The sequence below is a fragment of the Pseudomonas sp. B40(2017) genome (genome assembly GCF_002112855.1).
Classification (GTDB): Bacteria; Pseudomonadota; Gammaproteobacteria; order Pseudomonadales; family Pseudomonadaceae; genus Aquipseudomonas; species Aquipseudomonas pharyngis.
Map to the genome: position 1 here is coordinate 378,045 of NZ_NEIT01000006.1, position 14,411 is coordinate 392,455.

At 60.9% G+C, this 14,411-nt stretch carries 7 protein-coding genes; 2 read left to right on the plus strand and 5 right to left on the minus strand.

The features are described from left to right. Positions 1 to 197 precede the first annotated feature (197 nt). Positions 198 to 1,037: a 23S rRNA (adenine(2030)-N(6))-methyltransferase RlmJ gene (locus CAF76_RS18805; protein ID WP_064382876.1), complete on the plus strand. Its 840-nt coding sequence runs from the start codon at positions 198 to 200 to the stop codon at positions 1,035 to 1,037. A 49-nt stretch (positions 1,038 to 1,086) separates the two neighbouring features. On the opposite strand, the gene msrA is transcribed toward CAF76_RS18805, so the two are convergent. The 5 genes from msrA to aceE form a co-directional block, all read right to left on the minus strand. Beyond that, a complete protein-coding gene (gene msrA, locus CAF76_RS18810) occupies positions 1,087 to 1,752 on the minus strand; it encodes a peptide-methionine (S)-S-oxide reductase MsrA (protein ID WP_039766523.1) in 666 nt (221 codons plus the stop codon). Between the two features lie 105 nt (positions 1,753 to 1,857). Further along, complete coding sequence (locus CAF76_RS18815) at positions 1,858 to 4,554, minus strand: bifunctional diguanylate cyclase/phosphodiesterase (protein WP_039766525.1); 2,697 nt, start codon at positions 4,552 to 4,554, stop codon at positions 1,858 to 1,860. Between the two features lie 238 nt (positions 4,555 to 4,792). Next, positions 4,793 to 6,190 carry an alkaline phosphatase D family protein gene (locus CAF76_RS18820; protein WP_085648047.1) on the minus strand — a complete coding sequence of 466 codons (1,398 nt, stop codon included), beginning with the start codon at positions 6,188 to 6,190 and terminating at the stop codon, positions 4,793 to 4,795. 278 nt (positions 6,191 to 6,468) lie between these two features. Beyond that, a complete protein-coding gene (aceF, locus tag CAF76_RS18825) occupies positions 6,469 to 8,430 on the minus strand; it encodes a dihydrolipoyllysine-residue acetyltransferase (RefSeq protein ID WP_085648048.1) in 1,962 nt (653 codons plus the stop codon). Positions 8,431 to 8,441: 11 nt separating this feature from the next. Continuing rightward, positions 8,442 to 11,087, minus strand: coding sequence for a pyruvate dehydrogenase (acetyl-transferring), homodimeric type (aceE, locus tag CAF76_RS18830; protein ID WP_085648049.1), 2,646 nt, complete (start codon positions 11,085 to 11,087; stop codon positions 8,442 to 8,444). A 384-nt stretch (positions 11,088 to 11,471) separates the two neighbouring features. Here aceE and glnE point away from each other — a divergent pair, with 384 nt between their 5' ends. Beyond that, complete coding sequence (gene glnE, locus CAF76_RS18835) at positions 11,472 to 14,411, plus strand: bifunctional [glutamate--ammonia ligase]-adenylyl-L-tyrosine phosphorylase/[glutamate--ammonia-ligase] adenylyltransferase (RefSeq protein WP_085648050.1); 2,940 nt, start codon at positions 11,472 to 11,474, stop codon at positions 14,409 to 14,411.

The following is a 14,411-nucleotide window of genomic DNA, read 5'->3' on the forward strand; positions in this document are numbered from 1 at the left end:
AAGCCTTAGGTCGCGGTGATTTTTCAGGTCGATGCAAACCGAAAGATCACCTCCGTCAGTACCCTCTCCCTTTGGGAGAGGGTTAGGGTGAGGGGTTTCTCAAGGATGTACCCGACAGCAAGACCACCCACTCAGCCCCCAACCCCTGACTTGCCGCCCGGTAAAAGGTAAACTTCACGGCCCTCGCAGGAGCAGCCATGAATTATCGTCACGCCTTCCATGCCGGCAATCACGCCGATGTGTTCAAACACCTGACCTTGACCCGCCTCATTGCCCTGATGTCGCGCAAGGAGCAGCCGTTTGCCTATCTCGACAGCCACGCCGGCATCGGTCTGTATGACCTGCAGGGCGATCAGGCCAACCGTACCGGCGAGTATCTGGAAGGCATCGCGCGGTTGTGGGATCAGCCGGATCTGCCGGCGCTGACCGCCGACTACATGAAAGTGCTGCACGAGATGAACCCGGACGGCCAGTTGCGTTATTACCCGGGTTCGCCGGAGCTGGCGCGGCGTCTGACTCGTTCTCAGGATCGTGTGTTGCTCAACGAGAAGCACCCGGAAGACGGCGTACTGCTCAAGGACAACATGAAGGGCGACCGCCGTGTGGCCGTGCATCTGGGCGAGGGCTGGCATGTGGCGCGGGCGCTGCTGCCGGTGGCCGAGAAGCGTGCGGTGATGCTGATCGATCCGCCGTTCGAGAAGCTCGACGAGATGCAGCGTTGTGCGGCGTCGCTGAAAGAGGCGATCTCGCGGATGCGCCAGACCGTCGCGGCGATCTGGTATCCGGTGAAGGATCAGCGCGCATTGCGTCGTTTCTATCAGGATCTGGCCGGCACCGGTGCGCCGAAGTTGCTGCGGGTCGAGTTGCTGGTGCATCCACTGGATACGCCGAACAGCCTTAACGGCTCTGGCCTGGCGATTGCCAATCCGCCGTGGGGGCTGGAGGAAGAATTGCGTGAGCTGCTGCCGTGGCTGTCCAAGAAACTTGGGCAGACCCAGGGCGGATGGCAGATGGATTGGTTGATCGCCGAGAGCTGATCAACCGTCAATCGCTCCCGCACATAGCGCGGGAGCGATCAGGGCGGACTTAGTTCCCCGCCAGACTCGGCGGCATGCACACGCCAGTGCCGCCAATCCCGCAATAGCCTTCCGGGTTTTTCGCCAGATACTGCTGGTGATAGGCCTCGGCGAAGTAAACCGTCGGCGCCTGTTCAATCTCGGTGCTGATCTCACCCAGACCCGCCTTCGACAATTCCGCCTGATAAACAGCCTTGCTCTTCAACGCCGCCTCCAGTTGCTCCGGATGGGTCGCGTAGATCACCGAACGGTACTGGGTGCCGATGTCATTGCCCTGGCGCATGCCCTGTGTCGGGTTGTGCAATTCCCAGAACATCGCCAGCAGCTCTTCGTAGCTGACCTTGGCCTTGTCATACACAACCAGCACCACTTCAGCATGGCCGGTCAGGCCCGAGCAGACCTCTTCGTAGGTCGGGTTCGGCGTGTAGCCGCCGGCGTAACCGACCACGGTGCTGACCACGCCTTCGCGCTGCCAGAAGCGGCGCTCGGCACCCCAGAAGCAGCCCAGCCCGAAGATTGCGAAGTCGACGTCCTGAAAGAACGGGCCCAGCAACGGCGTCTCGGTGAAAACAAAGTGTTTTTCAGGCAGGGCCATCGGGGTTTCGCGGCCAGGCAGAGCTTGTTCTTTAGTCGGTAGCACGTTTTTGTTCACCAGAATTTCCGAGCGCAGAACCATGATCGTTCCTCTCAGTCAGGATGGGATGTCTATAAGCTGACCCACAGTGTGCCCAATGATGCCCGGTTAATCACCAGGCAAAATGTGCGGATAGTGTCCTGTGGGTTACAGAGAGAGCGGACCGCGCGGGTAGCGCTTGAGCGCCTGGATCAGCTCGCCGCCCGGAATCGGCCGGTCGAACAGGTAGCCCTGGCCGACGTCGCAGCGGTGCCGACGCAGAAACGCCAGCTGCTCGGCGGTCTCGATGCCTTCGGCCACGACCTTGAGTTTCAGGTTGTGGGCCATGGCGATCACGGCGGAGGTGATTTCCATGTCGTCCTGATTGTCCGGGATTTCATGGATGAAGCTGCGATCGATCTTGATGATGTCGATCGGGAATTTCTTCAGGTAACTGAGCGACGAGTAACCGGTGCCGAAGTCGTCCATGGCCAGGGTCAGGCCCAGACGCTTGAGCTGGTCGAGCTGCAAGTGGGTATCTTCAGTGGCTTCCAGCAGCAGGCCTTCGGTCAGTTCCAGCTCCAGCAGATTGGCCGGCAGCGCTTCTTCCTTGAGGATGTTGGCGATCGAGGCCACCAGATCCGGGTCGGAGAACTGCTTGGGCGACAGGTTGATCGCCACTTGCAGGTTGCCCATGCCCGCAGCGGTCAGCGCTTTGCTCATGCGGCAGGCCTGGCGGGCGATCCACTTGCCGATCGGAATGATCAGACCGGTTTCTTCGGCGACGCTGATGAACTGGTCCGGCCGGATCATGCCGCGCTCCGGGTGATTCCAGCGCAGCAGCGCTTCCATGCCCAGCAGACGACCGCTGCGCAGGCACAGCTTGGGCTGGTAGAACACGTCCAATTCATTCTGGGTCAGAGCGCGGCGCAGGTTGTTCTCAACGAACAGTTTGTAACTGGCCTCGGCGTTCAGCGCTTCGGTGAACACCTGCACCTGATGTTTGCCGTTGGCCTTGGCCTTGTGCAGAGCGAGGCCGGCGTTGCGCATCAGGGTCTGCGGGTCGCGGCCGTGCAGCGGCGCGCAGGCCAGGCCCACGGAGCCGGTGACGCTGATCAACTGGTTGTCGACGAACATCGGTTTATCCAGCGTCGCCAGCAATTGGTTGGCGATCTGCTGCCCGGTGGCAAGGTCAGTGTCGTCGAGCAATACCGCGAATTCGTTACTGGCGAACCGCGCCAGGCTGCCGCTCGGGCTCAGGCTGTTGCGCAGGCGTCGAGCCAGGCTGATCAACAGTTTGTCGCCGGTCTGGTGGCCGAGGCTGTCGTTGATCCGCTTGAAGTTGTCGATGTCCACCAGCAGCAGGCTGATCGGGGTATCGCTATCCCGGGCGAAGCGCTCATCCAGATTGCGGATAAATGCAGGTCGGTTACCGAGGTTGGTCAGGTTGTCGGTATACGCCAGGCGCTCGATGCGCTGCTGCGCCAGCTTGGTCTGGGTAATGTCTTCGTAGATGCCGATGTAATGCGTCAGCTCACGGTTGTCGCCGTAGACCTTGGAGATCGACAGTTGGCCCCAGTAGGGTTCGAGGTTCTTGCGGCGGCTCTTGAACTCGCCCTGCCAGCTGTTGCTCTTGGCCAGCGCCGACGGCGCGTCGAACAGCAGCTCGCTTAAGTTTTCCAGGGCTGGCAACTCCGACAGGCGCTGGCCGTGGACTTCCTCGGTGGTGTACTGGGTGATCGCGGTGAAGCTCGGGTTGACGTACTCGACCACGCCGTCGCAGTTGACCAGCAAGAAGGCGTTGGCACTCTGCTCGACCGCGCGCTGGAACAGGTGCAGCGCGCTGGTGGCAGTGCGGCGGTTGTGATTGTTGATGACCTGGGCGAACTGGTCGGCGAGTTCACCGGCAAAGGCGATTTCGTCGGACTGCCAGGCGCGGGTAACGCCGGTCTGCTCCAGGCACAACACGCCGACCACCTGGCCGTCGACGCGGATGCTGGCGTCAAGCATCGCGTTGACGTCGCGCGGGCGCAGGGCTTCGGCCATTTCCCGGGTACGCGGGTCGCGCATCGCGTTGTGCGCGTCGATGGCGCGGCTGCCGTGCAGGGCTTCCATGTAATCGGGGAAGCCGCTGACGTCGATCACCTCCGGCAGGATGTATTCCTGGGTGGCGCGGTGGTAGGCCGAAATCGGCACCAGCTTCTGGCCTTCGAGGTTCCACAGGCTGGCACAGTCGATTTCGTAGATATCGCAGGCGCAGCGGGTGATCAGCTCGGCAGCTTCCTGCAGGGAGTTCTGGCTGCTGTAGCGCTGGCGGGCCAGCAACAGGATCAGATCCTGTTGGGCGCGCACCCGCTCCAGATGCTGCAGTTGTTCCTGCTGAGCGCGCTGGTTGAGCTCCAGGGCGATTTGCAGGCGTGAATTCTGGGTTTCAAGGTCGACGGACGGCAGCGAAGGTGCCTCGTCAAACACGTTGTCGACCGCCAGCAGGTAACCGCGCAGCAAGTGGCGGTTGTGCTGTCTGTAGGCTTCACCGAGTTCGAGAATGCTCAGCGCACCGGCGGCGGTGTGCAGGGTGTAGCGCACCAGATAATGCGGGCTGTGGCCGAGTTGTTGCTGGATCGCGTCGTGCAGTTGATAACGCGCTTCGGGCTCCATCAGGCTGGCATAGGGTGAGCCAACCAGAGCGCAGAGTTCGACGGCGGGCTGGCCGAACTGGCGTTCACAGTTGGGATCGAGAAACAACATGGCCCAACTGGCTTCATTCAAGCGCTCGAAACGCAGCATGCCGAGCCGCGAGGGCACAGGCAACTGCGTCACTACCTCGGCCACCATACGGCTGGCGGCATCGGGTTGGCTCTTCATGAAGGGAACTCGCTTGGAAATTTGCTGAACGCGCCGGGCTCGCGCCCTCTTTACTGTTGCCTGCGGCAAGGTTGCATCATTGCGGCACTGACTGACAAGAGACATGAAGGCCAAGTGCTATAAGAATATGTCGGCTGCAGTGAACATTTCTCCAGCACCCGCCGGAAACTAATGCTACCAAGCGTGAAAATGGCCGTTCCAGAGCCTTCCGGTATCCGGAACGGTCGTACCGCTGGATTTATCGCAACGGAATATCGATGGATTGCAGGTGCCTGCCATCCCGATCGTGATAGTTGACCTGGATTCGCCCGGCTTCAACCACCATGTGCGCGAAGTTGTCCTGGCTGACGACCTCGCTGGTCAGTTCGTGCCGGTATTCGCCTGCCTCGGTCTGCGCCAGCGGCTGGTCGAGCGTGAAGGTCGCGGCGGTGGCGTAGGGCAGCAGTTTGCTGTTGCTCAGCGGTGAGGAAACGACCGTATGCACTTCAAAGTCCGGGTCTTCGCTGTGGGTCAGGCGACTGGTCAGCGAGCCATGCACATCGCCGGAAATGAACACGACGTTCCTGATCCGATGCTGGCGGATGATTTCCAGCAGGCGCAGACGCTGTTCGGGGAAGCCCATCCAGGCATCATCGCCGTTCATTTTGCGGTCGGGATAGAACATGACGCTGGTGACTACAAACTTGACCCGCGCCGGGCTATTGATCAACCACTTGCACAGCGCCTGTTCCTGTTCTTCATCGAGGATGCGCCGGTTGTCATTCGACAAGTTGCGGCAAGTTCGACTGTCCGTCACAAACCATTCGATATCGCCATCGCTGAATTGATACCAATAGTGCTTCAGTGTCGTGCGATCAATTGTTCCGCTAGTTGTTGTTGAACAGATCGGGCTATGACTCGCTTGATAAATATCGTAAGTCGCCATTGCGTTGCGATAGAGCGCTTTATCGGACTCATGGGCGTTCATTGGCCAGTTATCTTCTATTTCGTGATCGTCCAGGATCATGTAGGTCGAAGTGCCGGACATCAATCGTCGAATATTAGGCAGGGAAAACGCCGCGCGATACTTTGCAATGAACTCGTCATAGTCGCGATCCGGGGCGAACAGGTTCAAGTCGTCGGCGTAGATCTGATCGCCACACATCATGATTGCGCTGATTGCCGGTTGTGCACCCTCGATCAACTGGCTGATGGACGCGAAGATCCGGTCGCCCAGATGCGGGAGCACCGGGACGCCGGCGGTCATGCGCAGGTAACGGCAGGAGCCGAGGATGTAAGCGCGCGGCTGCAAAGGCTGGCTGCTGCGGGTGCGCAGGCGGTAAATCTCCCGTGGCCATTGCAGCGGCAACTCCGCCACGCTGTGGATGGTGTGGACGGGACTCATCGGGCTGAACCAGCCGGTCTGGTATTCGTATTCGGTGTCTGCCTTCAGATGATCGATTACGAATACTTCCGTCATGTCGCGGGTTGAATCAAGTTTGACAAACTGGGCGGGTTGCCATTGTTTCGAATCCAGTAGCCGGTAACGAATACCGGCAAATACGGACGCATTATGTTGCAGTCCGCCACGAATGAAAATTCGCGCCTGGTTAGTTGTGGTGTGGCCAATGATCGGGCCGACAGTAGGTTTAAGCATGTTCGAATCCATTCGAATAAGTGTTGGTGAGTAATAAAGTTGCCTGGCTTGTTGGTGCAACTTTGATGCGCCAAGGTTAGTTGCCTGTCGCTGAGAAATATTGACAGGAAGTGGACTAGAGTCGTGGCCTATCTCAGCGCAAGTTGTGGGAAAAGTTCAGGTGGCAGTTGTTTCAGGCAAAAAAAAGCCCCGCCAAACTGACGGGGTTGAGGTACGAGCGTGTGGCGCTCGAAAACGTGGAACACGGTCGGCCCTCCGTTGCCGGAGGGCCGAGCGCTTTACAGCAGGATGGTGCGGATGTCCGCCAGCAGGTCGCTCAGACGCTTGGTGAAGCGTGCAGCAGCGGCGCCGTTGATCACACGGTGATCGTAGGACAGCGACAGTGGCAGCATCAGTTTCGGCTGGAAGGCTTTGCCGTCCCAGACTGGCTGGATGGTTGCCTTGGAAACACCGAGAATCGCCACTTCCGGCGCGTTGACGATCGGCGTGAAGCCGGTGCCGCCAATGTGGCCGAGGCTGGAAATGGTGAAGCAGGCGCCTTGCATCTCGTCCGACGAAAGCTTCTTGGTCCGGGCTTTTTCAGCCAGGGAAGCGGCCTCGGCGGCCAGTTGCAGCAGGCTCTTCTGGTCGACGTTCTTGATGACCGGTACCAGCAGGCCATCCGGGGTGTCGACGGCGAAGCCGATGTTCACGTATTTCTTGCGGATGATCGCCTTGCCGCTTGGTGCCAGCGAGCTGTTGAAGTCCGGCAGTTCCTTGAGCAGGTGTGCGCAGGACTTGAGCAGCAGCGGCAGAATGGTCAGCTTGACGCCGGCCTTCTCTGCGACAGCTTTCTGTGCGGTGCGGAACGCTTCCAGCTCGGTGATATCCGCCGAGTCGAATTGCGTTACGTGCGGCACGTTCAGCCAGCTGCGGTGCAGGTTGGCAGCACCTACCTGCATCAGGCGGGTCATCGGCACTTCTTCGATTTCGCCGAAACGGCTGAAGTCGACGACCGGAATCGGCGGGATGCCCGCGCCACCGGTTGCGCCAGCAGCAGCGGCCGGTGCTTCCTTGGCCTTCTGCATCATGGCTTTGACGTAAACCTGCACGTCTTCTTTCAGGATGCGACCGTGCGGACCGCTGGCGCCGACAGCGCTCAGCTCGACGCCGAACTCGCGAGCCAGTTGACGCACGGCAGGGCCGGCGTGAACTTTCGCACCAGGCTTGGCTGGAGCAGCGGCCGGAGCGGCAGCAGCAGGTGCAGCGGCAGCCGGAGCAGCAGCGGCTGGCGCCGGAGCGCTCGGAGCAGCAGCGGCAGCTGGAGCCGGGGCAGCAGCCGGAGCGGCGCCTTTGACTTTCAGCTTGAGGATCAGGTCGCCGGTGCCGACTTCGTCGTCCAGCTTGATGGAAACGCTTTCCACCACGCCAGCGGCAGGCGACGGGATTTCCATGCTCGCCTTGTCGGATTCCAGAGTGATCAGCGACTGATCGGCTTCAACGCTGTCGCCAGCCTTGACCAGCACTTCGATGATCTTGGCTTTGCCGGCCGAGCCGATGTCCGGAACGTGGATGTCCTGAACGCTGTCGGCAACCGGTGCGGCTGGCGCGGCGGCAGGTGCTGGAGCAGCAGCGGCCGGAGCAGCAGCCTGAGCCGGAGCGGCCGCAGCAGGGGCCACAGCACCCGCCACTTCCAGGTCCAGGATCAGGTCGCCGGTGCCGACTTCGTCGTTCAACTTGACGCTGATGGCCTTGACCACGCCAGCGGCAGGCGACGGGATTTCCATGCTCGCCTTGTCGGATTCCAGGGTGATCAGCGACTGATCAGCCTCGACGGTGTCGCCGACCTTGACCTGGATCTCGATGATCTGGGCCTTGCCCGACGAACCGATGTCCGGCACGTGCACTTGCTGAACCGAAGCGGCAGCAGGCGCAGCGGCTGGTGCAGCCGGTGCAGGAGCGGCAGCCGGTGCAGCTTCGGCCTTGGCGGCAGGCGCAGCAGCCGCAGCAGGGGCCGCTTGCGCGGCGCCCTCGACTTCCAGCTCCAGCAGTTCGTCGCCTTCTTTCAGGCGATCGCCCAGCTTCACTTTCAGGCTCTTGATGACGCCGGCTTTCGGGGCCGGCACTTCCATGCTGGCCTTGTCCGATTCCAGAGTCAGGATGCTCTGGTCGGCTTCGATACGGTCGCCGACCTTCACAAACAGTTCGATTACTTCACCTTCACCGCTGCCGATGTCAGGTACGCGAATGAGTTCGCTCACAGAGTTTCTCCTCAGCAGTCCAGTGGGTTGCGTTTTTCCGGGTCGATGCCGAACTTGGTAATGGCCTCGGCCACGACTTTAGGTTCGATATCACCACGGTCAGCCAGTGCTTCCAGGGCTGCCAACACCACGAAATGACGGTCGACTTCGAAGAAATGACGCAGTTTCTTGCGGCTGTCGCTGCGGCCGAAACCGTCGGTGCCCAGGACTTTGAATTCCTTGGACGGTACCCACTGACGGATCTGTTCGGCGAACAGCTTCATGTAGTCGGTCGATGCGATGACCGGACCCTTACGGCCGCTCAGGCATTCTTCGACGTAGCTCTGTTTAGGCTTCTGGCCAGGTTTCAGACGGTTGCTGCGCTCTACGGCCAGGCCGTCGCGACGCAGTTCGTTGAAGCTGGTGACGCTCCACACATCGGCGCCGATGTTGAACTCTTCACGCAGGATCTTCGCCGCTTCACGGACTTCACGCAGGATGGTGCCGGAGCCCATCAGCTGTACGTGGTGCGCCGCATCGCGGGTGTCTTCTTCCAGCAGGTACATGCCTTTCTTGATGCCTTCTTCGGCACCGGCCGGCATGGCTGGCTGCTGGTAGGACTCGTTCATCACGGTGATGTAATAGAAGATGTCCTGTTGCTCTTCGGTCATCTTCTTCATGCCGTCCTGAATGATCACCGCCAGCTCGTAGCCGTAGGTCGGATCGTAGGTGCGGCAGTTCGGGATGGTGGCAGCCAGCAGGTGGCTGTGACCGTCTTCGTGCTGCAGGCCTTCACCGTTCAGGGTGGTACGGCCGGCGGTGCCGCCGATCAGGAAGCCACGGGTACGGCTGTCGCCAGCGGCCCATGCCAGATCGCCGATACGCTGGAAGCCGAACATCGAGTAGAAGATGTAGAACGGCAGCATTGGCTGGTTGTGGCTGGAGTACGAAGTACCGGCGGCGATGAAGGAGCTCATGGCGCCTGCTTCGTTGATGCCTTCTTCAAGGATCTGACCTTTCTGGTCTTCCTTGTAGAACATCACCTGGTCTTTATCGACTGGCTCGTAGAGCTGGCCGACGGACGAGTAGATGCCCAGCTGACGGAACATGCCTTCCATACCGAAGGTACGGGCTTCGTCCGGGATGATCGGAACGATGCGCGGACCGATTTCCTTGTCCTTGACCAGTTGCGCGAGGATTCGCACGAAGGCCATGGTGGTGGAAATTTCACGGTCGCCGGAACCGTCGAGGATCGCCTTGAGGGTGTCCAGATCCGGAGTCGGCACGCTGAAGCTCTGGGCGCGACGCTGAGGCACGAAGCCGCCCAGTGCGGCGCGACGCTCGGCCAGGTAACGGGCTTCGGCGCTGTTTGGCTCCGGCTTGAAGAACGGCAGGTTTTCCAGCTCTTCGTCTTTCACCGGGATGTCGAAGCGGTCGCGGAACAGCTTCAGGCTGTCGACGTCGACTTTCTTGGTGTTGTGCGCGGTGTTCTTCGCTTCGCCCGCACCGGTGCCGTAACCCTTGATGGTCTTGGCCAGGATGACGGTCGGTTGTTCTCTGTGGTTGACCGCTTCGTGGTACGCCGCGTAGACCTTGTACGGGTCGTGGCCGCCACGGTTGAGTTTCCAGATCTCGTCGTCGGACAGGTCTGCAACCATCGCCTTGAGTTCAGGCGTGTTGAAGAAGTGTTCGCGAACGAACGCGCCGTCTTTGGCTTTGTAGTTCTGGTACTCGCCGTCGATGACTTCGTCCATGCGACGTTGCAGGATGCCGTCGACGTCTTTGGCCAGCAGCGGGTCCCAGAAACGGCCCCAGATGACTTTGGTCACGTTCCACTGAGCACCGCGGAACACGCCTTCGAGTTCCTGGATGATCTTGCCGTTGCCGCGAACCGGGCCGTCGAGGCGCTGCAGGTTGCAGTTGATGACGAAGATCAGGTTGTCCAGCTTCTCGCGGCCGGCCAGGGAGATCGCGCCCAGGGATTCCGGCTCGTCGCACTCGCCGTCGCCCAGGAAGCACCAGACTTTCTGTTTGCCCGGCTGGATGAAACCGCGGTGTTCCAGGTACTTCATGAAGCGTGCCTGGTAGATCGCCTGGATCGGACCCAGACCCATGGATACGGTCGGGAACTGCCAGAAGTCAGGCATCAGCCAAGGGTGCGGATAGGACGACAGGCCCTGACCGTCGACTTCCTGGCGGAAGTTGTTCATCTGGTCTTCGGTAATGCGGCCTTCCATGAATGCGCGGGCGTAGACGCCTGGCGAGGTGTGGCCCTGGAAGTAGATCAGGTCGCCGCCGTGTTCGTCGGTCGGGGCCTGGAAGAAGTAGTTGAAGCCGATGTCGTACAGGGTCGCACTGGAAGCGAAGCTGGAGATGTGACCACCCAGGTCAGAATCTTTCAGGTTCGTACGCATTACCATGGCCATCGCGTTCCAGCGTACCAGCGAGCGAATGCGGCGTTCCATGAACAGGTCGCCAGGCATGCGTGCTTCGTGGGTAACGGGGATCGTGTTGCGGTAAGGCGTGGTGATGGCGTAAGGGAGCTGCGAACCGCTGCGGGTTGCCAGTTCACCCATACGGGTCATCAGATAGTGAGCACGGTCTTCGCCTTCTTTGTCGAGAACCGATTCCAGGGCGTCCAGCCATTCCTGGGTTTCGACGGGATCGAGGTCTTGCATGGCTTGCTCCAGGGCGGAAAGGCTTCCAGAATCGGTTGCCTGAGTTTGCGACTGGCCTTGTGGGCAGACGATTTAAAATTCTTGGATTGCCGACAGGTTGTTCCGGCGGCGTGTAGTTTTACTACAAATCATCCGGCATTTCAGCCTCTCGAATGTATAGACGAGTAGTAAAACTACAGATGAAAGGCTTGTGGCCTCCAGCTGCGTTGTGAGAATAATCGTTAAGGTTGGTCTTTAGCCATCCGAAAAAGGTGAAAGTTTGATGCTGGCTGCCAAAGAAAAAGAAATTTCAGCTATTTCTCACCTTTGTTCGACAGTCCTTCGCGTAGCGGTTTTTCATTCATCACTACAAGCGGCCATTTACACGCCGATCAAGGATAGACCATGACCCTGCCCGCGCTTGCCGAACTGCCCGCCATTCTCCTGCCGTTGGTCAGCCGATCGGAGCAGTCGTTCCGTGCGGCCGTCGCGCAACTGGAAGACGATCACGGCTTCTCTTCCTGGACGCCGGAACGCTGGGCGCAGTTCGCCCGCGTCAGCGCCGCCAGCGATTTCGTCATTGAACAGAGCGTTCGTGACCCTTTGATGTTGTTGTCGCTGGTGCAGTCCGGCGAACTCGACCGGGCATTCGTTCCCGGCGAGTTGTGCGGGCAGATGGCGGCTGCGGTCGGCACCGCGCAGACCGAAGACGAATTGGGCCGCGTCCTGCGCCGTCAGCGCACCCGGCATCAGGTGCGGATCATCTGGCGCGACCTCAACCGCCAGGCCGATCTGGTGCAGACCTGCCGCGATCTCTCGGACATGGCCGACGCCAGCATCGACCAGGCCTATCAATGGTTGTACCGCCGCCATTGCGAGCAGTTCGGCACGCCGACCGGCCGGCGTAGCGGCGAACCACAGCAAATGGTCATCCTCGGCATGGGCAAGCTCGGCGCGGTCGAGCTGAACCTGTCTTCGGACATCGACCTGATTTTCGCCTACCCCGAGGGCGGCGAAACCGTCGGCGTGAAACGCCCGCTGGACAACCAGGAATTTTTCATCCGCCTCGGCCAGCGCCTGATCAAGGCCCTCGACCCGATCACCGTCGACGGTTTCGTATTTCGCGTCGACATGCGCCTGCGCCCGTACGGCTCGTCCGGCGCGCTGGTGCTGAGCTTCAATGCGCTGGAGCAGTATTACCAGGATCAGGGCCGCGACTGGGAACGCTACGCGATGATCAAGTCGCGGGTGGTGGCCGGCGATCAGGTGGCGGGCGAGCAGTTGCAGGAAATGCTGCGGCCGTTCGTTTACCGGCGCTATCTGGACTTCTCGGCGATCGAAGCGCTGCGCACCATGAAGCAGCTGATTCAGCAGGAAGTGCGGCGCAAGGGCATGGCCGACAACATCAAGCTGGGCTCCGGTGGTATCCGTGAAGTCGAGTTCATCGCCCAGGCTTTTCAATTGATTCACGGTGGTCGCGACCTGAGTCTGCAACAGCGCCCTCTATTAAAGGTGTTGAGCACGCTCGAAGGGCAGGGCTATCTGCCGCCGGCGGTCATCAGCGAGCTGCGCGAAGGTTACGAATTCCTGCGTTACACCGAACACGCGATCCAGGCGATTGCCGATCGTCAGACCCAGATGCTCCCGGACAGCGCTCAGGATCAGGCGCGCATTGCGTTCATGCTCGGTTTCGCCGACTGGGAAGCGTTCCACGAGAAGCTGATGTTCTGGCGCGGCCGGGTCGCCTGGCACTTCGCGCAAGTGATCGCCGATCCCGATGAGGACGAAGGCGTCGAGAGTGAAGTGGTGGTCGGCGGTGAATGGCTGCCGCTGTGGGAAGAGGCTCAGGACGAAGAGGCGGCCTGTCGTCAGCTGGAAGAGGGCGGTTTCGCTGACGCGACCAAGGCCTTGAAGGCATTGGCGAGCCTGCGCGCCAGCCCGCAGTTGCGAGCGATGCAGCGTCTGGGGCGCGAACGTCTCGATGCCTTTATTCCGCGCCTGCTCGCCCAGGCGGTGGAGCATGAAAATCCCGATCTGGTGCTTGAGCGGGTGCTGCCGTTGGTCGAAGCGGTGGCCCGGCGTTCGGCTTATCTGGTGCTGCTGACCGAAAACCCCGGCGCGCTGCGGCGTTTGCTGACGCTGTGCGCCGCCAGCCCGTGGATCGCCGAGCAGATCACCCGTTTCCCGCTGCTGCTCGATGAACTGCTTAACGAAGGCCGGCTGTTCAAGCCGCCGCTGGCGCCGGAGCTGGCCGCCGAGTTGCGCGAGCGCCTGACCCGGATCCCGGAAGACGACCTCGAACAACAGATGGAAGCGCTGCGTCATTTCAAACTGGCGCACCGCTTGCGCGTCGCCGCCTCGGAAATCGCCGGCAGCCTGCCGTTGATGAAAGTCAGCGATTACCTGACCTGGCTGGCCGAGGCGATTCTGGAGCAAGTGCTGGCCCTGGCCTGGCGCCAGACCGTGGCCAAGTACGGCACGCCGCTGCGCACTGACGGCACGCTGTGCGATCCCGGCTTCATCATTGTCGGTTATGGAAAAGTCGGCGGGATCGAGTTGGGGCATGGTTCGGATCTGGATCTGGTGTTCATCCACGATGGCGATCAGCAGGCCGAAACCGATGGCCCGAAACCGATCGATGGCACGCAGTTTTTCACCCGGCTCGGCCAGCGGATCATTCACTTGCTGACGGCGCAGACCAACTCCGGCCAGCTGTACGAAGTGGACATGCGCCTGCGTCCGTCCGGGGCGTCCGGGTTGCTGGTCAGTTCGCTCGGCGCGTTTGCGCGCTATCAGGAAAATGAAGCCTGGACCTGGGAACATCAGGCCCTGGTGCGGGCGCGGGTGCTGGTGGGCAGCCAGGATGTCGGCCAGGCCTTCGAGAGCGTGCGGGCGCAGGTGCTGGGCAAGGCTCGGGATCTGGCGAAACTGCAACAGGAAGTGAGCGAGATGCGCGCCAAGATGCGCGACAACCTCGGCAGCAAGAGCACCGCCGCCGGCACCGGGGCGAATGCCTTCGAGGCCACGGCGCCGTTCGACCTCAAGCAGGACGCCGGAGGTATCGTCGATATTGAATTTATGGTGCAATACGCGGCCCTGGCGTGGTCGCAGACCCACCCGCCGTTGCTGCGCTGGACGGACAATATCCGCATTCTGGAAGAGCTGGAGCACGAAGGGCTGATGCCGGCCGAAGACGCCAGCCTGTTGCGCGAGGCCTACAAGGCCTATCGTTCCGCCGCCCACCGGCAGGCCTTGCAGAAGGACGCCGGGGTGATACCGGGCGATCAGTTCGCGGACGAACGGCGGCAGGTGATGCGGATCTGGCGTGAGCTGGGGCTAAGCTGA